The 21852-nt window shown below is 67.7% G+C and carries 24 protein-coding genes and 1 tRNA gene; 13 read left to right on the top strand and 12 right to left on the bottom strand.

The features are described 5' to 3' along the window. Nucleotide 1: 1 nt before the first annotated feature. Genes nrdE through nrdH form a run of 3 tightly spaced genes read right to left on the bottom strand, consistent with a single transcriptional unit; the run spans nucleotide 2 to nucleotide 2863 of the window. Nucleotides 2-2176, bottom strand: a complete 2175-nt coding sequence (gene nrdE, locus ACYVG2_RS17090) for a class 1b ribonucleoside-diphosphate reductase subunit alpha (RefSeq protein WP_448967542.1) — start codon at nucleotides 2174-2176, stop codon at nucleotides 2-4. Continuing rightward, nucleotides 2143-2592, bottom strand: coding sequence for a class Ib ribonucleoside-diphosphate reductase assembly flavoprotein NrdI (gene nrdI / locus ACYVG2_RS17085; protein WP_448967541.1), 450 nt, complete (start codon nucleotides 2590-2592; stop codon nucleotides 2143-2145). The genes nrdE and nrdI overlap by 34 nt, the downstream gene beginning before the upstream one ends. A gap of 37 nt (nucleotides 2593-2629) precedes the next feature. Continuing rightward, nucleotides 2630-2863, bottom strand: coding sequence for a glutaredoxin-like protein NrdH (nrdH, locus tag ACYVG2_RS17080; protein ID WP_033106720.1), 234 nt, complete (start codon nucleotides 2861-2863; stop codon nucleotides 2630-2632). 366 nt (nucleotides 2864-3229) lie between these two features. Between nrdH and ACYVG2_RS17075 the strand changes: the two genes are divergently transcribed. From ACYVG2_RS17075 to ACYVG2_RS17060, 4 genes are read left to right on the top strand one after another with little or no spacing between them, the layout of a single operon-like run. Continuing rightward, a complete protein-coding gene (locus ACYVG2_RS17075; protein ID WP_460782081.1) occupies nucleotides 3230-4441 on the top strand; it encodes an MFS transporter in 1212 nt (403 codons plus the stop codon). Next, complete coding sequence (locus ACYVG2_RS17070; protein WP_460782080.1) at nucleotides 4438-5364, top strand: sugar kinase; 927 nt, start codon at nucleotides 4438-4440, stop codon at nucleotides 5362-5364. The genes ACYVG2_RS17075 and ACYVG2_RS17070 overlap by 4 nt, the downstream gene beginning before the upstream one ends. A gap of 19 nt (nucleotides 5365-5383) precedes the next feature. Further along, nucleotides 5384-6142, top strand: coding sequence for an alpha/beta fold hydrolase (locus ACYVG2_RS17065; protein ID WP_460782079.1), 759 nt, complete (start codon nucleotides 5384-5386; stop codon nucleotides 6140-6142). Next, nucleotides 6139-7296 carry an acyl-CoA dehydrogenase family protein gene (locus ACYVG2_RS17060; RefSeq protein ID WP_460782077.1) on the top strand — a complete coding sequence of 386 codons (1158 nt, stop codon included), beginning with the start codon at nucleotides 6139-6141 and terminating at the stop codon, nucleotides 7294-7296. Before ACYVG2_RS17065 ends, ACYVG2_RS17060 begins: the two co-directional genes overlap by 4 nt. Nucleotides 7297-7303: 7 nt before the next feature. Here ACYVG2_RS17060 and ACYVG2_RS17055 read toward each other — a convergent pair whose 3' ends face one another. After that, entirely contained in the window at nucleotides 7304-7576 is a 273-nt protein-coding gene (locus ACYVG2_RS17055) for a metal-sensitive transcriptional regulator (protein ID WP_448967533.1), read from the bottom strand. A gap of 57 nt (nucleotides 7577-7633) precedes the next feature. On the opposite strand from ACYVG2_RS17055, the gene ACYVG2_RS17050 reads away from it, so the two are divergent. The 3 genes from ACYVG2_RS17050 (at nucleotide 7634) to ACYVG2_RS17040 (ending at nucleotide 10387) form a co-directional block, all read left to right on the top strand. Next, complete coding sequence (locus tag ACYVG2_RS17050) at nucleotides 7634-8911, top strand: DUF445 domain-containing protein (RefSeq protein WP_460782076.1); 1278 nt, start codon at nucleotides 7634-7636, stop codon at nucleotides 8909-8911. Between the two features lies 1 nt (nucleotide 8912). Then, entirely contained in the window at nucleotides 8913-9833 is a 921-nt protein-coding gene (locus tag ACYVG2_RS17045) for an agmatinase family protein (RefSeq protein WP_460782075.1), read from the top strand. Nucleotides 9834-10009: 176 nt separating this feature from the next. Beyond that, a complete protein-coding gene (locus ACYVG2_RS17040) occupies nucleotides 10010-10387 on the top strand; it encodes a hypothetical protein (protein ID WP_460782074.1) in 378 nt (125 codons plus the stop codon). On the opposite strand, the gene hutI is transcribed toward ACYVG2_RS17040, so the two are convergent. Genes hutI through hutH form a run of 3 tightly spaced genes read right to left on the bottom strand, consistent with a single transcriptional unit; the run spans nucleotide 10384 to nucleotide 14694 of the window. Beyond that, complete coding sequence (hutI, locus tag ACYVG2_RS17035) at nucleotides 10384-11529, bottom strand: imidazolonepropionase (RefSeq protein WP_460782073.1); 1146 nt, start codon at nucleotides 11527-11529, stop codon at nucleotides 10384-10386. The two genes, ACYVG2_RS17040 and hutI, sit on opposite strands and share 4 nt — an antisense overlap. Next, nucleotides 11526-13166: a urocanate hydratase gene (gene hutU, locus ACYVG2_RS17030; protein ID WP_460782071.1), complete on the bottom strand. Its 1641-nt coding sequence runs from the start codon at nucleotides 13164-13166 to the stop codon at nucleotides 11526-11528. The genes hutI and hutU overlap by 4 nt, the downstream gene beginning before the upstream one ends. Further along, a complete protein-coding gene (gene hutH, locus ACYVG2_RS17025; protein ID WP_460782070.1) occupies nucleotides 13159-14694 on the bottom strand; it encodes a histidine ammonia-lyase in 1536 nt (511 codons plus the stop codon). The genes hutU and hutH overlap by 8 nt, the downstream gene beginning before the upstream one ends. A 52-nt stretch (nucleotides 14695-14746) precedes the next feature. Here hutH and ACYVG2_RS17020 point away from each other — a divergent pair, with 52 nt between their 5' ends. After that, nucleotides 14747-15538, top strand: coding sequence for an IclR family transcriptional regulator (locus ACYVG2_RS17020; RefSeq protein ID WP_460782069.1), 792 nt, complete (start codon nucleotides 14747-14749; stop codon nucleotides 15536-15538). 122 nt (nucleotides 15539-15660) lie between these two features. On the opposite strand, the gene ACYVG2_RS17015 is transcribed toward ACYVG2_RS17020, so the two are convergent. After that, entirely contained in the window at nucleotides 15661-15795 is a 135-nt protein-coding gene (locus tag ACYVG2_RS17015) for a hypothetical protein (protein WP_448967522.1), read from the bottom strand. A 145-nt stretch (nucleotides 15796-15940) separates the two neighbouring features. On the opposite strand from ACYVG2_RS17015, the gene ACYVG2_RS17010 reads away from it, so the two are divergent. Both ACYVG2_RS17010 and ACYVG2_RS17005 read left to right on the top strand, forming a co-directional pair. Further along, the gene (locus ACYVG2_RS17010) at nucleotides 15941-16861 is read left to right on the top strand and encodes an AEC family transporter (protein ID WP_460782068.1); all 921 of its coding nucleotides are present in this window, start codon (nucleotides 15941-15943) and stop codon (nucleotides 16859-16861) included. Between the two features lie 40 nt (nucleotides 16862-16901). Beyond that, nucleotides 16902-17783: a metallophosphoesterase gene (locus ACYVG2_RS17005; RefSeq protein WP_460782067.1), complete on the top strand. Its 882-nt coding sequence runs from the start codon at nucleotides 16902-16904 to the stop codon at nucleotides 17781-17783. A gap of 69 nt (nucleotides 17784-17852) precedes the next feature. Here the strand turns inward: ACYVG2_RS17005 and ACYVG2_RS17000 are convergent. The 4 genes from ACYVG2_RS17000 to galU form a co-directional block, all read right to left on the bottom strand. Next, nucleotides 17853-17925: transfer RNA gene (locus tag ACYVG2_RS17000), tRNA-Ala, on the bottom strand. Nucleotides 17926-17979: 54 nt separating this feature from the next. After that, nucleotides 17980-18837, bottom strand: a complete 858-nt coding sequence (locus ACYVG2_RS16995; protein ID WP_448967519.1) for a hypothetical protein — start codon at nucleotides 18835-18837, stop codon at nucleotides 17980-17982. Between the two features lie 75 nt (nucleotides 18838-18912). Next, a complete protein-coding gene (locus ACYVG2_RS16990) occupies nucleotides 18913-19542 on the bottom strand; it encodes a GNAT family N-acetyltransferase (protein WP_448967518.1) in 630 nt (209 codons plus the stop codon). Between the two features lie 22 nt (nucleotides 19543-19564). Next, entirely contained in the window at nucleotides 19565-20452 is an 888-nt protein-coding gene (gene galU, locus ACYVG2_RS16985) for a UTP--glucose-1-phosphate uridylyltransferase GalU (RefSeq protein WP_448967517.1), read from the bottom strand. A gap of 50 nt (nucleotides 20453-20502) precedes the next feature. On the opposite strand from galU, the gene ACYVG2_RS16980 reads away from it, so the two are divergent. From ACYVG2_RS16980 to mscL, 3 genes are read left to right on the top strand one after another with little or no spacing between them, the layout of a single operon-like run. Further along, a complete protein-coding gene (locus ACYVG2_RS16980) occupies nucleotides 20503-21099 on the top strand; it encodes a 5-formyltetrahydrofolate cyclo-ligase (protein WP_460782066.1) in 597 nt (198 codons plus the stop codon). 15 nt (nucleotides 21100-21114) lie between these two features. Continuing rightward, on the top strand, nucleotides 21115-21387 hold the full coding sequence (locus tag ACYVG2_RS16975; RefSeq protein WP_460782064.1) for an FmdB family zinc ribbon protein: 273 nt from the start codon (nucleotides 21115-21117) through the stop codon (nucleotides 21385-21387). Nucleotides 21388-21414: 27 nt separating this feature from the next. Beyond that, nucleotides 21415-21822, top strand: a complete 408-nt coding sequence (gene mscL / locus ACYVG2_RS16970) for a large conductance mechanosensitive channel protein MscL (RefSeq protein WP_448967795.1) — start codon at nucleotides 21415-21417, stop codon at nucleotides 21820-21822. Nucleotides 21823-21852: the final 30 nt, after the last annotated feature.

Genomic DNA, 21852 nt, shown 5'->3' with positions numbered 1-21852 from the left:
GTCAGAGCATGCAGCTGACGCACTCGGACATGTCGGTGCCCTCGAGCGCGAGCTGGCGGAGGCGGATGTAGTAGATCGTCTTGATGCCCTTGCGCCATGCGTAGATCTGCGCCTTGTTGATGTCGCGCGTTGACGCGGTGTCCTTGAAGAACAGCGTCAGCGACAGACCCTGGTCGACGTGCTGCGTGGCGGCGGCGTACGTGTCGATGACCTTCTCGTAGCCGATCTCGTATGCGTCCTGGTAGTACTCGAGGTTGTCGTTCGTCATGAACGGCGCCGGGTAGTAGACGCGACCGAGCTTGCCTTCCTTGCGGATCTCGATCTTCGACGCGATCGGGTGGATCGAGCTCGTCGAGTTGTTGATGTAGGAGATCGAGCCGGTCGGCGGCACAGCCTGCAGGTTCTGGTTGTAGATGCCGTGCTTCTGGATGGATGCCTTGAGCTCAGCCCAGTCGTCCTGCGTAGGGATGTGCTTGCCTGCGAAGAGCTCCTTGACCTTCTCGGTCTCGGGCACCCATGCGCGGTCGATGTACTTGTCGAAGAACTCCCCCGACGCGTACGTCGAGTCCTCGAAGCCGTCGAACGCCTGCTTCCGCTCGATCGCGAGCAGGTTCGACGCGCGCAGCGCGTGGAACAGCACGGTGTAGAAGTAGATGTTCGTGAAGTCGAGGCCCTCTTCCGAGCCGTAGTGCACGTGCTCGCGGGCGAGGTAGCCGTGCAGGTTCATCTGGCCGAGGCCGATGGCGTGCGAGCGGTCGTTGCCGTCTTCGATCGAGCGCACCGAGGCGATGTGGCTCTGGTTGCTGACGGCGGTCAGTCCGCGGATCGCCGTCTCGACGGTGATGCCCAGGTCATCGGCATCCATCGCCAGGGCGATGTTCATCGAGCCGAGGTTGCACGAGATGTCCTTGCCGATCTGGTCGTACGACAGGTCGTCGTTGTACGTGGTCGGCGTGTTCACCTGCAGGATCTCGCTGCAGAGGTTCGACATGTTGATGCGGCCCTTGATCGGGTTCGCCTTGTTCACCGTGTCCTCGAACATGATGTACGGGTAGCCCGACTCGAACTGGATCTCGGCGATCGTCTGGAAGAACTCGCGCGCGTTGATCTTGGTCTTCTTGATGCGCGGGTTGTCGACCATCTCGCGGTACTTCTCGGTGACCGAGATGTCACCGAACGGCACACCGTAGACCTTCTCGACGTCGTACGGCGAGAAGAGGTACATGTCCTCGCCGTTCTTGGCGAGTTCGAAGGTGATGTCGGGCACGACGACACCCAGCGACAGGGTCTTGATGCGGATCTTCTCGTCGGCGTTCTCACGCTTCGTGTCGAGGAAGCGCATGATGTCGGGGTGGTGCGCGTTGAGGTAGACCGCTCCGGCGCCCTGACGCGCACCCAGCTGGTTCGCGTAGCTGAAGCTGTCTTCGAGGAGCTTCATCACGGGGATGATGCCGCTGGACTGGTTCTCGATCTGCTTGATCGGTGCGCCGGCCTCGCGGATGTTCGAGAGCAGCAGGGCGACGCCGCCGCCGCGCTTGCTCAGCTGCAGCGACGAGTTGATGCCGCGTGAGATCGACTCCATGTTGTCTTCGATGCGCAGCAGGAAGCAGCTGACGAGCTCACCGCGCTGGGCCTTGCCCGCGTTGAGGAAGGTCGGTGTCGCCGGCTGGAAGCGACCGGAGATGATCTCCTCGACGAGCTTGACGGCCAGCTCCTCATCGCCGTCGGCGAGTCCGAGCGCCGTCATCACGACGCGGTCCTCGAAGCGCTCGAGGTAGCGCTTGCCGTCGAACGTCTTCAGCGTGTAGCTGGTGTAGTACTTGAACGCGCCGAGGAACGTCTCGAAGCGGAACTTCTTGTCGTAGGCGAGGTCGTTGAGCTTCTGGACGAACTCGTGCGAGTACTTCTCCAGCAGGGAGCCGTCGTAGTACTCCTTCTCGACCAGGTAGTCGAGACGCTCCTTGAGGGAGTGGAAGAACACCGTGTTCTGGTTCACGTGCTGCAGGAAGTACTCCCGCGCTGCACGCTTGTCGGCGTCGAACTGGATCTTGCCGTCCGCGTCGTAGAGGTTCAGCATCGCGTTGAGAGCGTGATAATCGAGGCCCTCGTATGCTGCGTTCGCCTTGAATGCGGCCTGCTCGGTCACAGTGCCTTCTTCAACTGCAGTACCCACCATCGTTCCAATCCGTCGCTCACGCGATCTACGTCGTCCTGCGTGCCGAATACTTCGAACCGGTACAAGTGCGGCACATGACACTTGCGGCTGATGATGTCACCGGCGGCCCCGAAGGAGTCGCCGAAGTTGGTGTTTCCTGCGGATATCACTCCGCGGATGTTCTGCCGGTTTCGCTCGTCGTTGAGGAACCGGATGACCTGCTTGGGTACAGCGCCCTTCTCCTCACCACGCCCCTGGCCTCCGCCGTATGTGGGAGTGACGAGCACGAAGGGCTCATCGACCGTGAGGTCGCCGTCACCCCGATGCAGCGGAATACGCCGCGCCGGCAGTCCGAGCTTCTCGATGAACCTGGCCGTGTTGCCCGAGGTGCTGGAGAAGTAGACCAGGAGCGGCGCGGTCGTCGCGACTGCTGTCATGACTCACCCCTTTCGCTCCGGCGATCGGTGGAAGGCCCTATGCCAGACGGGAGGCGAGGGCGTCGATCTTGTCGGGACGGAAACCCGACCAGTGGTCCTCGTCGGTGACGACGACAGGCGCCTGCATGTAGCCCAGTGCCTTGACCTGCTCGAGCGCCGAAGCGTCTTCGGAGAGGTCGTGAATCTCGTATTCGATGCCCTTGGCATCCAGCGCACGATACGTCGCGTTGCACTGCACGCACGAAGGCTTGGTGTAGACCGTGATCGACATTTGTTTTCCCCTCAGATCAGAATTCTCCGGCAGACCCCCCGCCGGGAGTTCAATACTACATATAGGTACGGACATTGCGGGTGACCACAAGGGCTAGTAGTTACATCCGTGTAGTTTTCCACCGCTCTCCACTGATACAACACAGGTTGTCCACCGTTTCATCCACAGATCGCGAACTCTTTTCGAGGGTCGCGAAGCGCATGATCTCGCGGTTCTCAGGTCGCCGCCAGAGATCCATCCACAGGTCGCACGCTACCCGGGGGTTCCGACATCCGATTTCCTGTGGAGAGCGCTCTTCGGCGTGTCGCGGCGTGTCGTGAAGACGACCCCGCACCACACCTCTCATGACCCGGGTAGCGTTGTGCCGTGGCGGGATATCGGGACCTTCTTCGCACCCCTGGCGTGGGGCGCATGATCGCCGCACAGCTGACGGCGCGCTTCCCCAGCGGCATGGCATCGCTGGCGATCCTGCTGCATGTCGAGCAGCAGACCGGGTCGTACGGCGCCGCCGGCCTCGTACTCGCCGCGACGTCGGTCGGCCAGGCCGTCTCCGGGCCCGTCACGAGCCGCTGGATGGGCGCATGGGGCATGCGCAGGGTGCTCACCCTGACCGCCGCGGTCTGCACCCTCGCGGTACTCGCCCTCGGCCTCCTGCCGCTGAACCTCGCCGGGTACATGGCGTTCGGACTCATCGCGGGCCTGTCGACCCCGCCGATCCAATCGGCGGTGCGCACCATCTACCCGAAGCTGGTCAACTCCTCGCAGCTGACGCCGCTGTTCTCTCTCGACGCCTCTCTGCAGGAGATCATCTGGATCCTCGCGCCGGTGGTCATCACCCTCGTCTCCACCCAGGTCGGGACGACGGAGGGACTCATCCTCGTCGCGATCGTCCTGGTGCTCGGCTGCGGCTGGTTCATCCTCAGCCCTGAGGTGGGACGCGTGCGCATCCCGCGCAGCCGCCGGGCTCTGGGTCGCGTGCTCCTCAAGCCTCCTGTGGCGCTCGCCACGCTGATCGGCTTCCTCGTGATCGGTGCATGCTCGGCCGTCGAGGTCGGCGTCGTCGCCACCTTCGAGCACGGCAGCCTCGAGGCCGGCGTCGTGCTCGGCGTCTTCGCGTGCGGCAGCCTCGTGGGCGGACTGTCCTTCGGGCACATCCCGATCGGACCGTGGGCCATGGCCCGGCGCCTGATCATCGTCACGGTGGGCCTGACGCTCACCATGGTCATGCTCAACGCCTATTGGCTGGGCGGCGCGCTCTTCCTCGCGGGACTCGGCATCGCTCCCGCGCTCGCCGTGCTCTTCGCCATCACCACCGCGAGCGTGAAGTTCAGTGAGACCGCCGAGGCGTTCGGGTGGGCAGGAACAGGCCAGCTGATCGGTGCCGCAGCGGGTTCGGCCATCGCCGGATTCCTGGTCGACGGCACCGGCGGGCCGCAGGGCGCGTATCTCGCAGCGGTGCTGTTCGCTATCGTCGGTGTGATGGTCTCCGTGATCTTCGTCCGGGCTCTGCCCGATCTGCGCGATCGCGATCCCAGTCCTTTCCCTGACACCGAACCAGTGGCGGTCACCCCTTCATGAGCATCCCTTCCCTTCCCGGCGCACGCACTTCCGATCAGGCACCCGAGGTCGTGTGCATCGGCGAGACGATGGCATTGATCACCCCGACGGATGCTGCGCTCTCCGACGCGCACGAAGCCTCCCTCGGTCTCGCCGGCGCCGAGTCGAACGTGACCGCCGGTCTCGCCGCCGCCGGCCACCGCGCGGTCTGGGCGTCCCGCCTCGGCGACGATCCGCTCGGCGTTCGCATCTCATCGGAGCTGACCCGGCGCGGCATCGAACTGTGGGTCGAGCTCGACCAGGATGCCCCCACCGGCGTGATGTTCAAGGATCCGGCCGCTGAGGGCTCATCCGTCTACTACTACCGACGCGGTTCCGCCGCCTCGCGCATGGCGCCGGGGATGCTGTCCGCAGAGCGACTCGCCGGTGTGCGGATCGTGCACACCACCGGCATCACCCCCGCACTCTCGCCGTCCACCCGCGACATGGTCGATCGGCTGTTCGACGACGCACGCGCCGCAGGTGCGCTGGTCTCGTTCGACGTGAACGACCGTCGCGCTCTGTGGTCGATGGAGGATGCCGCGGCCACCCTGGCACGGCTGGCGAACGCCGCCGACATCACGCTGGTCGGCCGCGACGAGGCCGAGCGCATCTGGGGCACGTCGACGGCGGAGGAGATCCGCGCCTTCCTACCGGACTGCGACCTGCTCGTCGTGAAGGACGGAGACGTGGGCGCCACGGCCTTCCACGGTGATGCCGCCCCGGTCTTCGTCCCCGCGCCGGTGGTCGATGTCGTCGAGCCGGTCGGTGCCGGCGACGCGTTCGCGAGCGGGTTCCTCGCGGCGACGCTCGAGGGCAAGCCGCTCGCCGAGCGCCTGTCGGCAGGGCACATCGCGGCCGAGCGCGTGCTCACGATCGCCGCGGACATGCCGCCCATCGACTGATCACTCGTAGGCTGAGAGCATGCCTGCTCCCGTCCAGCTCCCCCGGCTCTCCTGGGGCGATCCCGACGCCGACAGCACCGCCCTGCTGGTGCACGGTCTCGGCTCCTCCGGCGCACTCATGTGGCGGTTGGGCGACGCGCTCGCCGATGCCGGTTGGCATGCCGTCGCGATAGACCTGCGCGGCCACGGCGACGCCCCGCGCACGCTCGACTACACCGTGGGCGCCTATGCCGCCGACCTCGCTCCCCTCGCCCCCGCCCGCGGCGGCGCATGGGATGCGGTCATCGGGCATTCGCTCGGTGGCGCAGCGAGCACCGTGGCCGCGGCATCCGATCCTCGCTGGGCGAGCAGGCTCGTCCTCATCGACCCGGCCGTCCTCGTCGACGGGAAGGACGCCTCGATCGTGCGTCGCAGCCAGGAGCGCGCGTTCGCCGACAACCGGATCGAGGTCGTGCGGGAGGAGCATCCGCACTGGCATCCGCAGGACCTGGAGCTGAAGATCGACGCCGTCACGCGAGGGAGCAGATGGGCGGTCGAGCAGACGAGCGCGCAGAACCAGCCGTGGGACGTGCGGGCGGATGCCGGTCGCCTTGCCGTCCGGACGCACATCATCGGCGCCGACCCCGAGGTGTACAGCCTGTTCACCGGCAAGACCGCCGACGCCGTGCTCGCATCGAACGAGAAGATCTCGATGTCGATCGTCGCGGGGGCCGGCCATTCCCCGCACCGGGACAAGCCAGATGAGACCATCCGCCAATTGCTGGAGGCACTGTCATGACCTTCGACCCCGCAGAGTTCCTGCCCGACGACCTGCTCGCGCGCATCCGCGAGCGCGCACCGATCCATGACAGGGAGAACACGTTCCCCGAGCAGGATCTGGACGATCTGCGGGATGCCGGATACCTGAGGATCCTCGTCCCTCTCGAGCGCGGCGGCGCGGGTCTCAGCCTCGAGCAGGCCGCTGTGCTGCAGCAGCGTCTTGCGACCGCGGCGCCGGCCACGGCTCTCGCGATCAACATGCACCTGGTGTGGACCGGCGTGGCGAAGGTGTTCAGCGACCGTGGAGTGCCCGGCATGGAGTTCGTGCAGGACGGCGCTGTCCGCGGCGAGGTCTTCGCGTTCGGGATCGGCGAGGGCGGCAACGACCTGGTGCTGTTCGGCAGCGACACGGCCGCGGTACCGCAGGAGGACGGCGGTTACGCGTTCACCGGGACGAAGATCTTCACCTCGCTCGCCCCGGTGTGGACCAAGCTGGGCCTGCACGGACTCGACACCACGAGTAGCGACGCACCGAAGCTGGTGTTCGCGTTCATCGACCGTACCGACGCCGTCATGACGAGCGACGACTGGGACACCCTCGGCATGCGCGCGACGCAGAGCCGCACCACCCGGCTGGACGGCGCACGCGCTTCGGCAGAGCACGTGGTACGGCGTATCGATCCTGGTCCGAGCCCCGACCCGATCATCTTCGGCATCTTCAGCGTCTTCGAACTGCTGCTCGCATCGGTGTACACGGGCATCGCCCGCCGTGCATTGGATCTCGCGGTGGAGACCGTGCAGAAGCGCACCTCGAAGAAGACCGGGCTGACGTACGCCCAGGATCCCGACATCCGGTGGCGCATCGCGGAGATGAGCCTCGTGTACGACGCGCTCCCCCCGCAGATCGCCGCCCTCGCGCGCGACGTCGACGAGCAGGCCGACAACGGCGCCCGCTGGTTCACGCTGCTGTCCGGCGCCAAGCACCGGGCGGTCGTGATGGCGAAGCACGTCGTCGATCAGGCGATCCTCACCGCCGGTGGCGGCTCGTACTTCTCCTCCAACGAGCTCTCGCGGCTGTATCGCGATGTGCTGGCGGGAATGTTCCACCCGTCTGATCCCGAGTCGGCGCACTCGACCGCGGCGAGCGCACTGCTCGGTCCGCTCGAGGGCTAGCGGCGGTCTACTTCCGGTCGAACTCGAATGCCTTCAGCAGCTCTCCGACCGCCTGCTCGCGCTCTTCGCCGCCTTCTTCGAACATGTGGGTCACATGTGTTCGCAGGTGGTTCTCGAGCAGCAGGCGGTTGAGGGACTCCAGGGACTTCTGGATCGCACGGGACTGCGTGATGATGTCCATGCAGTACTCCTCGTTCTCGATCATCCTGGCGACCCCGCGCAGCTGACCTTCGAGGATGCTGGTGCGGTGCAGAGCACGCTTCTTGATGTCTTCGATCACGATTCGAGGCTACCCCGGTCGGGCGATGCGCGGCTCGCGCGTGCGAGGATGACACACATGCTGCGCACTCCCATGGCCCTGCTGTCCCCCGCCGACCAGGAGCGTCTGCGGGCCCTTCGCCGTATGAAGGCGATCGCGATCGGCGCGCTCGTGTTCATGGCGGTCGTGTTCGTCTTCGCCTTCGCGTTCCAGGAGCGCCTGGGCTGGCTCGGCTATGTGCGTGCGGCCGCCGAGGGCGGCATGGTCGGCGCGCTCGCCGACTGGTTCGCCGTCACCGCGCTGTTCCGGCGCCCCCTCGGCCTGCCCATCCCGCACACGGCGATCATCCCCAATCGCAAAGACGAGATCGGTCGCACACTCGGCGAGTTCGTCGAGACGAACTTCCTCGCGGCCGATGTCGTGCGCACCAAGCTCGCCACGACGGCGATCGCCAGGCGCGCGGGCGAGTGGCTGCAGCAGAAGCCTCATGCCGAACGCGTCGCCGCCGAGGGCGCGACGATCGCCACCGCCGTGCTGAACGCGCTCAGCGACGACGACGTGCGCGACCTCATCACCGATCTCGCCCGCGAGCACCTGGTGCAACCGGAATGGGGACCTCCTGCGGGCGTGTGGCTCGAGAAGATCGTCGACGCCGACGCCCATCACGGCGCGGTGGATCTCGCCGCCGACAGCATCGCGACCTGGTTGGACTCGAACGCCGAGTCCTTCACCGGTCTGGTCTCGCGCCGCCTCCCCTCCTGGGTGCCCCGACTCGCGCACCGCTTCGTCGACGACACCGTGTATCACGAGGCGGTCAAGTTCGTGCACGCCGTGCAGGACGATCCGCAGCATCCGGCACGCCTCGCGATCGACGGCTACCTGGCCCGTCTCGCCGACAACCTGCAGAACGATCCGGCCACGCGCGCGAAGCTCGAGAACGCCAAGGCGTCGCTGTTCGACAGTCCGCGCGTGGGCGCTCTGGCCGCCGAAGCATGGAACACCGCCAAGGCCGGGCTGCTGACAGCACTCGCCGACCCCTCGAGCGGACTCCGGCTGCGCGCGGCACAGGCACTGCAGGAGGTCGGGGAGCGTATGACGACGGATGCCGCGCTGCAGACCCGCGTCGACACATGGGTGTCCGATGCCGCGGTGTTCCTCGTCGATCGCTACCGGCACGACATCGCCTCGATCATCACCGACACGGTGGAGCGGTGGGATCCCGCCGAGACGACCGAGAAGATCGAGCTGATGGTCGGACGCGATCTGCAGTACATCCGTCTGAACGGCACCGTGGTCGGCGCACTCGCCGGCCTGGCGATCTTCGCGATCGCGCACGCCCTGATCCCTGGAGTCTGACATGGCACTGTCGAACGATCCTCTGTGGCCCCGCGCGGGCGCCTGGTCCGAGTTCGAGCCGTCGGCGGATGCCGTGATCCTCGGCGTTCCCACCTGGCGGACATCGCTCTCCCCCACCGGCGCGCACGCGACCCCCGGTGCCGTGCGCGAGGCCCTTCGGCGGTACAGTCCGACCTTGATGGGTCCGCCTGTCGTCGATCTCGAAGCCGTCCTCCGGATCCGGGATGCCGGCGACGTCGACGAGCCGGACGGCGATCGGGGCGAAGCGGCCGTCATCGCACGGGTGCGCGAGCTCGCGCCCGCGTTCGTGATCGCTCTCGGTGGCGACAACTCCCTCACGTATCCGGTCGCGCTCGGTGCCGCGGCATCCGGTCTCATCACGTTCGACGCCCACTTCGATCTGCGCGACGGCGTCTCGAACGGCACGCCGGTGCGACGACTCGTGGAGGACACCCCCGCCGGTTCGAACGTTCCGACCGAACGGATCGATCCGACGCGGATCGTGCAGATCGGGATCGCCGACTTCGCGAACTCCGCGGCCTACGCGCGCCGGGCGGCTGACTGGGGCATCAGAGTGATCACGATCGACGAGCTGCGCCGGCGAGGGGTCGACGACGTCGCCGCCGAGGCCCTGGAGATCGCCGGTGCCGGAGCCGGCCGCATCCACCTCGACATCGACGTGGACGTGTGCGATCGCTCCGTCGCGCCGGGATGCCCGGCGAGCGTGCCCGGCGGACTCCAGGCATGGGAGCTGCGCGCGCTCGCACGGGCGGTGTCGTCGGATGCGAGGGTCGTGAGCGCCGACATCGCGGAGGTCGATGCCACGGCCGACGCGGAGGACGGACGCACCGTGCGCCTAGCCGCGCTGTGCGTGCTGGAACTGCTCGCTGGCAGGGCTCTGCGCTCGGGCCGCGCACGCTGACGATACGCCTGCGGGCGCGAAGATTCCACCCCCTTCAGAGTCCGGGAGACGTGGTCGATCCTGAGGTCATCAACCGAAGGAGAGATTCATGAATGCGACACCCGAGTCCAAGGCGGGCGAGCAGGGCAAGCAGATGCTGCGTGCACGGTTCGACGAGGAGTAGATCGCGGATCGGGGTGATCATCGTGGACGCGCCATGGCGGCGACGAGACGAGCGCCACGACCCGACGCGCATGGCGAACCAGCCGGCACTGCGCTCTTCGGACGGCACGATCTGGATCGTCGTCGCCGGCCTGTTCGGGCTGATCTGCCTCGTGCCGCTGAGCCTACTCACGGTCGTGGATCCCCGTCGGTCAGCTCCAGTGGCGTGGATCACCGCGATCCTCGTGATCGTGCTGTACGCCGCATTGCTGGTGAGCCGCTGGACGGTGGATGACCGCGAGCGTCGGCTGCGGATCATGGCCGTGCTCATGCTCGCCATGGCCGCGGTGGCACTGTTCGGCATGCTGACGTGCGCGGCGATCGAGTGGTCGGCGGTGCCAGTCACCGCCTAGACGATCGTGCCGTCCTTCCACACGGCGCGGATAAGCGGCACACCGGGGCGGTAGGAGAGATGAACGTGGCTCGGGGCCTCGAGCATCACGAGGTCTGCGCGGGCGCCGGGGGCGATGAGCCCGACGTCGCTCCGGCGCAACGCGCGCGCTCCCCCGGCCGTCGCCGCCCACAGAGCTTCCGCGGGTGTCATGCCCATGTCGCGCACGGCGACCGCGATGCAGAACGGCATCGAGGAGGTGAAGCTCGAGCCGGGATTCGTGTCGCAGGCGAGCGCGACCGTGACGCCGACGTCGATGAGCCGGCGCGCATCGGGATACGGCTGCCGCGTGGAGAACTCCACGCCGGGCAGCAGGGTGAGCACCGTGTCCGACGCCGCCAGCGCGGCGACGTCCTCGTCGGTCAGGTATGTCCCGTGATCGACGGATGCCGCACCCAGTTCGATCGCGAGCCGCACGCCGCCTCCAGGACCGAGCTGGCTCGCGTGCACCCGCGGGGCCAATCCGCGCGCGATCCCCGCCTCGAGCACCCGCCGGGACTGCTCGACCGTGAACGCGCCCGTCTCGCAGAAGACGTCTATCCAGCGGGCGTGCGGTGCGCAGGCATCCAGCATCGGGCCCGTGACGAGGTCGACGTAGGCGTCCGGATCGTCGGCGTACTCCGCCGGCACCACGTGCGCGCCGAGGAACGTCACCTCATCGGTGACCTCGGCGGCGAGCCGCACGAGCCGCTGCTCGGTGTCGATGTCGAGCCCGTACCCGCTCTTGATCTCGATCGTCGTCGTGCCCTGCGCATGCATCTCGTCGACGAATCCCCGCAGACGCGCACGCAACTCCTCGTCGCTCGCGGCTCTGGTGGCGGCGACGGTGGAACGGATGCCGCCTGCGGCATACTTCTGTCCCGCCATCCGCGCCTCGAACTCGGCGGCGCGGTCCCCGCCGAAGACGATGTGACTGTGGCTGTCCACGAATCCGGGGATCACCGCGCGGCCGGCGGCGTCGACGATCTCTGCCGCGGCGGGCGCGTCGACGGCCCGCCCCACCCAGGCGACCCTGCCGTCCTCGAGCAGCACAGCGGCCGCGTGCAACGTGCCGTCGTCGGCGTTCGTCGTCAGCTCCCCGATGTTCGTGATGAGCGTGCTCATGGCATCGGCACCTTCAGGCCACGCTCGCGGGCGATGTCGCGTGCATGCTCGTACCCGGCATCGACATGACGCATGACGCCCGTGCCCGGGTCGTTGGTCAGCACTCTTTCGAGCTTCTCGGCGGCGAGGGCCGTGCCGTCCGCGACGCACACCTGACCGGCATGGATGCTGCGCCCGATGCCGACGCCGCCGCCGTGGTGCAGCGAGACCCAGGAGGCACCGGATGCGGTGTTGAGCAGTGCGTTCAAAAGCGGCCAGTCCGCGATCGCATCCGAACCGTCCTTCATCGCCTCGGTCTCGCGGTAGGGAGACGCGACGGAACCCGCGTCGAGGTGGTCCCGGCCGATCACGATCGGCGCCGTCAGTTCGCCCGACGCGACCATCTCGTTGAACTTCAGGCCCGCGAGGTGACGTTCCTTGTACCCCAGCCAGCAGATGCGGGCGGGTAGTCCCTCGAAGTGCACCTTCTCGCCTGCCTTCGCCAGCCAGCGGTGCAGCGCGGTGTCTTCGGGGAACAGTTCAGCGATGGCCCTGTCGGTCCGGCGGATGTCCTCGGGATGTCCCGACAGCGCCACCCAGCGGAAGGGTCCTCTGCCCTCCTCGAACTGCGGGCGGATGTAGGCCGGTACGAAGCCGGGGAACTCGAAGGCACGCTCGAACCCGCCCAGCTCGGCCTCCCGTCGGATGGAGTTGCCGTAGTCGAACACCGCCGCCCCGGCATCCTGGAATCCCACCATCGCCGCCACATGCTGAGCCATCGATTCGCGCGATCGGCGGGTGAATTCCTCCGGATCCCGCTCGGCGGCGGCCTTCCACTCCGCGACAGGGATGCCGGTCGGCAGGTAGGCCAGCGGGTCGTGCGCGCTGGTCTGATCGGTCACGACGTCGATCGGCACGCCGCGTCGCAGCAGTTCGGGGAAGACCTCGGCGGCGTTGCCGACCACACCCACCGAGAGCGCCTCCCCTGCCTCCTTCGCCGCGAGGACGCGGGTGACCGCCGCATCGAGGTCGGCGGCGAGCTCATCGAGGTATCCGTGGTCGACACGACGGGCGAGGCGCGTCTCGTCGACGTCGACGATGAGGACGACGCCCTCGTTCATCGTGACGGCCAGCGGCTGCGCACCGCCCATGCCACCGGCGCCGGCGGTGAGCGTGAGGGTGCCGGCGAGGGATTCGCACCCCAGCGAGCGAGCGACCGCCGCGAAGGTCTCGTACGTGCCCTGCAGGATCCCCTGCGTGCCGATGTAGATCCAGGATCCGGCGGTCATCTGCCCGTACATCGTGAGCCCGAGCGCCTCGAGCCGGCGGAACTCCGGCCAGGTGGCCCAATCGCCAACGAGGTTCGAGTTCGCGATCAGCACGCGCGGTGCCCATTCGTTGGTGCGGAACACACCGACCGGCTTGCCGGACTGCACGAGCAGCGTCTCGTCAGGCTCGAGCTCGTCGAGGGTGCGGACGATCGCGTCGTATGCCTCCCACGATCGCGCGGCGCGGCCTGTGCCGCCGTACACGACGAGGTCCTCCGGGTGCTCGGCGACCTCCGGATCGAGGTTGTTCATCAGCATCCGCTTGGCCGCCTCGGCACCCCAGCTCTTCGCGGTGCGCTCAGCGCCTCTGGCTGCGTGGATCTCAGGCATGTGCGTTCTCCTTCGCTGTCCGGGCGACGGCGCCCGATCGGACGAGTTCGGTGACGGCTTCGATCTCGGGCGAGAGGAAGCGATCGGGCCCCGGCCCTTCGGCGACGGTGCGCACCAGGTCGCGCACCGCTGCAGTGGCAGGGCCAGCCTGCAGTGGCGCCCGCAGGTCGAGGGCGCGTGCACCAGTGAGCACCTCGATCGCGAGCACACGGGTGAGTCCGTCGATCGCCCGGCGGAGCTTTCGCGCGGCCGCCCACCCCATCGACACGTGATCCTCCTGCATGGCGGACGACGGGATCGAATCGACGGATGCCGGAACGGCGAGGCGCTTCAGCTCGGAGACGATCCCCGCCGCCGCGTACTGGGCGATCATCAGCCCGGAATCGACCCCCACCTCGTGTGCGAGGAACGGCGGGAGGCCGCGGCTGCGCGCCGGGTCGAGCGCCCGGTCGGTGCGGCGCTCGGACACGCTCGCGACGTCGGCGACGCTGATCGCGAGGAAGTCGAGCACTGCGGCGACGGGCGCCCCGTGGAAGTTGCCGTTCGACTCGATGCGCCCGTCCACCGTGATGACGGGGTTGTCGATGACGCTCGCGAGTTCGCGGGAGGCGATCGTCGATGCGTGCGCCATGGTGTCGCGGGCGGCGCCGTGCACCTGCGGCGAGCAGCGCAGCGAATAGGCGTCCTGCACACGTCCGTCCTCCGGCCCCGCGTGGCTGGCGACCATGGGAGATGCGGCCAGGAACGAACGCAGGTTCGCCGCCGACTCCGTCTGCCCGGTCTGCGGACGCAGTGCCATCAGATCGGCGGAGAACACGGCGTCCGTCCCGAGCTGGCTCTCGATCGACATCGCCGCGGCGAGGTCGGCGGTCGTGAGCAGCATCTCGAGCTCGTGCAGCGCGAGCAGCAGCATCCCCAGCATCCCGTCGGTGCCGTTGATCAGTGCGAGGCCTTCCTTCTCGACCAGCACGAGGGGCGCGATGCCGCCGGCGGCGAGGGCGGCGGATGCCGGGACGAGGGCACCGGACGCATCATGGACATCGCCTTCGCCGATCGCGGCGAGCGCGATGTGCGCGAGAGGTGCGAGGTCCCCTGAGCAGCCGAGGGAGCCGTACTCGCGCACCACCGGGGTGATGCCCGCGTTCAGCATGGCCGCGTAGGTCTCCGCCACGACCGGTCGGACACCCGTGCGCCCGGAGGCGAGTGTCTGCAGGCGCAGCAGCTGAAGGGCGCGGACGACCTCGCGCTCGACTTCGACGCCCGTGCCTGCTGCATGAGAGCGGATAAGGCTCGCCTGCAGCTGGTGACGGCGCTCCGGCGCGATGAATGTGGTCGCGAGCGCACCGAACCCGGTCGACACGCCGTAGTGCGGGTGCGGATCCGCGGCGAGCGCGTCGATCACGCCTCGCGTCTCGGCGACACGGTCGAGAGCCGACTCGTCCAGAGTGATGCGCGCACCCTGCCGGGCGACCGCGACGACTTCTGCGGGTGAGAGCGGCGCAGCGCCGACGAGAACGGATTCAGTCATGCCTTGATTCCACACCCCGACGATGGCGACGCGCGGGCATCCGTGACATCCTGTGTCTGTGATACCAGACAGCGGCGGCCCGCAGGTTCCTGCCGCCGAGCACACGCTGCGCATTCTGCGTCATCTGGCCGCGCGGACCGCTCCCGTCGCGGCATCCGCCATCGCCCGCGACCTCGACCTGCCCCGGTCGACGGTCTACCATCTGCTCACGACCCTCGCCGCGCACGGGTTCGTGCTGCACCTGCGCGAAGAACGACGCTGGGGCCTCGGCGCCTCCGCCTTCGAGCTCGCCGGCGGCTACGCCCGCCAGCAGCCTCTCGCGCGTCTCGGCAGGCCGCTCATCGCTGCTCTGGCCGACCGTGTCGGCGAGAGCGCGCACCTCGCGGTGATGAGCGGAAGCGATGTGCTGTACATCGTCGAGGAGCGCGCTCCGCGGCGGCCGGCGCTCGTGACCGATGTCGGAGTGCGGCTCCCGGCGCACCTCACCGCGACCGGCCGCGCGATGCTGGCCGCGCTCCCCCGCGAACAGGTGCGCGCACTGTACCCCGATGCGTCGGCGTTCCCCTCGCGCACAGGCCTCGGTCCCACGCGCCCGAAGGAGCTGCGCGAGCTGCTGCGCACCATCCGTGCGGCCGGCTTCGCCACGGAGGACGGCCAGGTCAGCACCGGCCTGTCGTCGGTCGGCGTCGCCGTCATCGACCGCTCCGGATGGCCTGTCGCCGCCGTCGCGGTGACGTGGCCGGAGGATCCGGACACGCACCGCGACGTCTCGGTGCTTGCGACTGCGGTCGACGAGACGGCACAGGAGCTCGCGAGGAGGCTGCAGGGCCGAGCGGGCGCCTGACGGCTCCGCCTCAGAGCAGCGCGCCGCCGGCTGGGAATCCGCCCGTTCTCCGACAGGGGTGGAGGGGGCCACCGGGCCACCCGCCCGACGACCCCCTCCACAGGAACCGGCCCAGTCTCCGATCAGCCGTTCGCGCCCTTGCGGGGCTTGAGGAACGTGGCCGGTTCCTGCTTCGCACGCTTCGCCGCTCGTTTCTCCTTCAGCGACGACTGCGCAGCCTTCTTTCCTGCTTTTGCGTTGGGTGTCTTTCCTGACATCGGGACTCGCTTCCCCTCTCGTTCGGCTGGCGGGTGTAACCCATGACCATAGCCGGTTCCACAGGGAAGTCAAATTACCCGGTGAGGCGGAAAAAACGGCGGCTTCGCCCCGCTGGATGGACACAGCGAGCACTACGCTCTAAGGGTGCTCGATACTCTCACCGGATTCGTCGTCGTGGGACTCGCCATCGCCGTCGGGTACATCGTCGGACGCATCGACCTGCTCGGTGAGCACGCCCGCCATGTGCTCGGTCGCCTGACCTTCTTCGTCCTCTCACCGTTCCTGCTGTTCACGGTGCTCGCGCAGGCGGATGCGAGGGTGCTGTTCTCGTCATTGCTGCCGGTGTCCGCGATCGCGGCAGTGGTCGTGATCGGGATGTACTGGCTCGTCGCGACGCTGATCTGGAAACGCGACGTCGGCGAGACCGTGATCGGTGCTCTCTCCGCCGGTCAGGTGAACTCCAACAACATCGGCATCCCGCTGTCGCTCTATCTTCTCGGCAGCGCAGCGTACCCGGCGCCCGTCATCCTGCTGCAGCTGCTGGTGTTCACCCCCATCTCGCTGACGATCCTCGACGCCGTGACGAGTGGCAGGAGTTCGGTGTGGCGCACGTTCGTCCGCACGGCGACGAATCCGATCATCCTCGGTTCGGCGGCGGGAACCCTGGTCTCCGTGCTCGGCGTCGAGCTGCCGGCGATCGTGATGGAACCGGCCGTCCTGCTCGCGAACGCCTGTGTGCCGGTGCTGCTGATCAGCTACGGCATCTCCCTGCACGGGCAACGCGTCCTCGGTTCCGCCGGGCACCGCCGCGACGTGCTGCTCGCCAGCGTGCTGAAGCTTCTGGTGATGCCAGTGGTCGCGTGGGTCGTCGCCCAGTTCGTGTTCGGGCTGTCCGCCCACGAGGTGCTGATCGTCGTCGTGCTCGCGGCGCTTCCGACGGCGCAGAACGTGTTCAACTACTCGCAGCGCTACGACATCGGCGAATCGATATCACGCGACACCGTGTTCATCACGACCCTGGGGTGCGTACCAGTGCTGCTGATCGCGACATTGCTGCTGGGCTAGATCCTTGGGCTGAGCGCATGATCCTGCAAGAGTGTCTTGCATGAGCGCACTCCGCATCCTGCACCTCAGCGACACGCACTTCTCCGGCGACGGCGGCCGGCACTACGGCGTGGTCGACACGGCCGAGCACCTTCGGCGTGCCCTCTCCCATGTCGGGCACCTCACGTTCGATCTCGTCGTCGTCTCCGGCGACGTCAGCCAGGACGGCTCCGAGGAGTCGTACATCCGGATTCGGGATGCTGTCACTCCGTGGGCCTTCGCCCGAGGAGCTCGTGCGGTCTTCGCGATGGGCAATCACGATCGGCGCGATGCCTTCCGCGCGGTGCTGGGCGACGGGCAACCGGATGCCGATGAGCGGCCGTCGCCCGGAATCGACCTCGACCGTCCCGTGGCATCCGTCGTCGACCAGGACGGCTGGCGGGTCGTGGTGCTGGACAGCTCGGTGCCGGGTGCGGGCTACGGCACGCTGGAGCCCGAGCAGCTCCTGTTCTTGGAGGAGGCCATCGCCGAGCCGGCGGCGCACGGCACGGTCGTGGTCGTGCATCACCCTCCGCTGCGCGCGCAGACCGATCTGCTGCAGGCGCTTGCCCTGGATGAGCACGACGGTCGGAGGCTTCTCGATGTCGTGCGCGGTACGGACGTGCGCGTCATCCTGAGCGGTCACTATCACCTGCCGATCACCGAGATCGTCGCGGGCGTGCCCGTGACCGTGGCGCCCGGCGTCACGAACCTGTCGCGCGCTTTCGCGGATCCTCGGGAGGAGTCAGCGATCGACGGCTTCGGAGGCGCGGTCATGACCGTCGACCGTGATCGCGTGCGGGTCGTGCCGTTCCTCGAGCGCCTGACGCCCGACGATGTGGTCTTCCACTACGACGCCGACGTGGTGGCGCAGATCATCCAGGAGGCCGGCCGGCCGAGCTGAGCATCCGAGCCGGGAAGCAGAACAGGCCCCGCCGAAGCGGAGCCTGTACTTCACTGTCTCAACACAGTGTGGACCTAAGGGGATTCGAACCCCTGACCTCCTCGATGCGAACGAGGCGCGCTACCAACTGCGCCATAGGCCCGTGAACCTCAGCTAGATTATCACGCTCGAACGGTGCCCTGCGCCGACGGCCCGTTCAACCGGCGGCACGCCGTTCGAGAAGCTGCCGCACGTGCTGTTCGATCTCTTGATCGTCGACGATGCCCATGCGCGCATACGGAGAGGTCGTCTGCGCGGCAGCGGGCAGCGAGACGGGGGCGGGTGCCGCCATCTGCTCCGCGCGCACGCGAAGCGCAGCCACCCTCGCGGCGCGACGCAGTTGCTCCTGCGCCTCGATCTCCGCTCTCGCGATCTGCGTGGCCGACCCGGCCACCGCCGCCATCGACTCCGGAAGCCGTCTCGGGGTCCACGACGCGCGCCCCTGGTCGTGCAGCGGGGGCGAGACCCGTGCGGGCGCCTCATCGGCCACGACGGGTGCGGGCCGCCGTGCGGCGCGGCGGGCGACGGACGCCATCTTCTGCAGTGTCACGGCAGCGACGAGCGCGAGAGCGCCGCCCACCCAGATCAGCAGTTGGGCGCCGCCGGTGACGACCTGCCACACACCGGTTCCTGCCACGGACAGACCGATCACCAGGACCACGGAGGCAGTCACGCGCACACGACGCCTGGCACGCGCCTGGCGCACCACGGGATCGGCCCTGGTCGCGGCGAGCTCCTCGCGGAGCCGGACGAGTTCGACCGCTTCCTTCTCCGACTGCAGCCGCTTCGCAAGCTTCTGCTGCGCATGTGCGGTGCGTGCGTTCAACTCGAGATGGACCTCCGCCGGCGTCTCGCTCGTCTCCGCGAGCACGCGCAGCGCCTGATTCAGCCGCACCGCGTTGCGTTCTGCGGCGTTGTACTGGTAGCGCCCGCGCCAGGACGGCAGCAGATACAGCATCCAGAGCAGCACGGCGACGAGGACGATCACGCCCCCACTCAGCACCGGCCCATCCATAGGGACAACGGTATGCGACAGGGCGCCGCCTGCCCTTCACTCAGGGCGCGTGTCGCCGCGGGAGCGCGATGATTCTCAGATCGGGAGGCGGTCGGACGGCGGAATCGTCGCCGCGTCCTGTGGAACGCGTCCGTTCACCCAGCGCGCGAGCACTCCCTCGGGGGCGTCCTCGCGAGTGAGCGCGAAGGCGTAGTGATCACGCCAGTCGCCGTCGATGTGGATGTAGCGGCGCCGCAGTCCCTCGTACCGGAAGCCCAGCTTCTGCACGACGCGCAGGCTGGCCTCGTTCTCCGGACGGATGCAGATCTCCATCCGATGCAGTCCGTACTCCCTGAACGCCGCATCGGTCGCGAGCGCCACGGCCGTCGGCGTGATGCCCTTGCCCGCGAACCGCTCGCTGACCCAGTAGCCGATCGTCGCCGAGCAGAGGGATCCGCGGGAGACGCCCCAGATGTTCAGTTGGCCGGCGATCTCGCCGTCGTACTCCATCACGAAGGGGTATCCCCCTCCGTCGCGGTACTGCTGCAGCAGACGGCGGATGCTGAGACGCATGTCGAACGACGCCGTGCCGTGAGGGATCGTCGCCTCCCACCGCTGCAGCCACGCGCGATTGTCCAGCAGCTCATGCTGCAGCACGCGCGCGTCGCGGTTGCGGATGAGCCGAAGCTCGACCGGACCATGACGGTGCCCCTGCAGCAGGTCCATGCGCATACCCGCCCCGAAACGCCTAGAGGCGCTCGCTGAATTCCTTCAGCCACGGTCGCAGTTCGGCACCGAGGTCATCACGGTCGGTGGCGAGCTGCACGATCGCCTTGATGTAGTCGACGCGGTCGCCGGTGTCGTAGCGGCGTCCGCGGAAGACCACACCGATCACCCCTGGTCCCTCCGAATCGGCGGCGAGCTCCTGCAGGGCATCGGTGAGCTGGATCTCCCCGCCCTTGCCAGGCTCGGTGCGCTCCAGGATCGGGAACACCGCGGCCGGCAGGATGTAGCGGCCGATGATGGCGAGATTCGACGGAGCGTCCTCCGCGGCGGGCTTCTCCACCAGTCCGGTGACGCGGACGATGTCGGTCTCGTCGGTCTGCTCGACGGCTGCGGCGCCGTAGAGGTGGATGCTCGACGGGTCGACCTCCATCAGCGCGACGACGGTCGCGCCGGTGCGCTCGTTGATCTCGATCATGGTGGTCAGCAGCTCGTCGCGCTCGTCGATGAGGTCGTCGCCCAGGAGCACCGCGAACGAGCTGTCGCCCACGTGCGCCTTGGCGCGCAGCACCGCGTGCCCGAGGCCCTTGGGCTCGCCCTGGCGCAGATAGTGGATGTCGGCGAGGTCACTGGACTTCATGACGCGCTCGAGGCGGGCCATGTCGCCCTTCTCGGTGAGCTTCACCTCGAGCTCCGGCACCGAGTCGAAGTGGTTGGAGATCATGTTCTTGTTGCGACCGATGATCACGAGGATGTCGTCGATCCCCGCAGCAGCCGCCTCTTCGACCACGTACTGGATCGCCGGCTTGTCCACCACCGGAAGCATTTCCTTCGGCATCGCCTTGGTCGCGGGCAGGAACCGCGTGCCGAGGCCGGCTGCCGGAATCACTGCCTTCATCTTCTGGTGTCCCATCAGGCCAGCTTAGCGGGGGCCGTCATCGCCACGACACGTAGACTCGAGGCATGTCCACCGACATCGAGCAGGAGAAGCGCGCGCTGCGTGCAGAGCTGCGCGAGCGCCGCCAGCTGCTCTCGGACAGTCAGCGCGAGGCCGCAGCCGCCGGCATCCGCGAACAGCTCGACGCTCTCGTCGATGCGCACTCCGCCTCGTCGATCTCCTGCTTCCTCTCCGCGACGACGGAACCGGGCACCCGGGAGTTCGTCACTGCGGCCGTGCAACGCGGCATCCGTGTCCTCCTGCCGGTGACCCGCGCCGACGGGCTGCTGGACTGGGCGGTCGCGGACGACTCCGGCGACGTCGCCGAGGGATTGTTCGGACTTCCCGAGCCGACCGGCGAGGTGCTCGGCCCGATCGCGGTGAACGACGTCGACCTCATGATCATCCCTGCGGCAGCGGTCGACGGCACCGGCATGAGACTGGGCTGGGGTCGCGGCTATTTCGACAAGACCATCGGGTCCATGCAGAAATGTCCTCCGGTGTACGCCGTGACTTATGATTCCGAGATACTCGATTCCCTTCCGCGAGAGATGCACGACCAGCCGGTCACCGGTGTCGTGACCCCCACTCGCACCCTCACCCTGTCGCCAGCGCGACACTGATCCATCCGAGACGATATGCCCACCTATGCCTATGCCTGCACCACGTGCCGCCACCAGTTCGACGCCGTCCAGAGCTTCTCCGATGACGCCCTCACCGTCTGCCCTGAGTGCGGCGGACCGCTCCGGAAGCAGTACGGCTCCATCGGCGTGACCTTCAACGGATCCGGCTTCTATCGCACCGACTCACGGAGTGGCTCTGGTGGAAAGCCCGGATCTTCGGCATCCTCGAGATCGGAATCGTCGACGAGCGCCAACCCGGCACCTGCTGCGGCTCCAGCCTCGACCTGAGGTAAGCATCGAAAGATGGGGGTTCCCATGTTCCAGGGATTCAAGGAATTCATTACCAAGGGCAATGTCATCGATCTCGCCGTGGCCGTCGTCATCGGCGGTGCGTTCACCGCGATCGTCAACGCGGTCGTCTCCGCGATCATCACCCCGCTCGTCTCGCTGTTCTTCGACGCGGGTGCGACGGGAGAGGTCGGCATCCAGATGACCGGCATCTACGGCCAGGAGGTCACCTTCCCGATCGGAGAGCTGATCTCGGCGATCATCAGCTTCCTCGCGGTCGCGCTCGTCGTGTACTTCGTGTTCGTCGTCCCGATGAACAAGTACAAGGAGCGTCAGGCCGCGCGCAACCCCGCCGTCGAGGAGGAGACGCTGCCGACCGAGCAGGAACTGCTCATCGAGATCCGCGACGCACTCCGCAGGGACGCATTGAGCTGACCGGAGCAGCTGTCGAGGCCCTCATCCCTT

The organism is Microbacterium shaanxiense (genome assembly GCF_054779995.1).
Note: the sequence above shows the minus strand (reverse complement) of the source record. Positions and strands in the feature narration are given on the sequence as shown.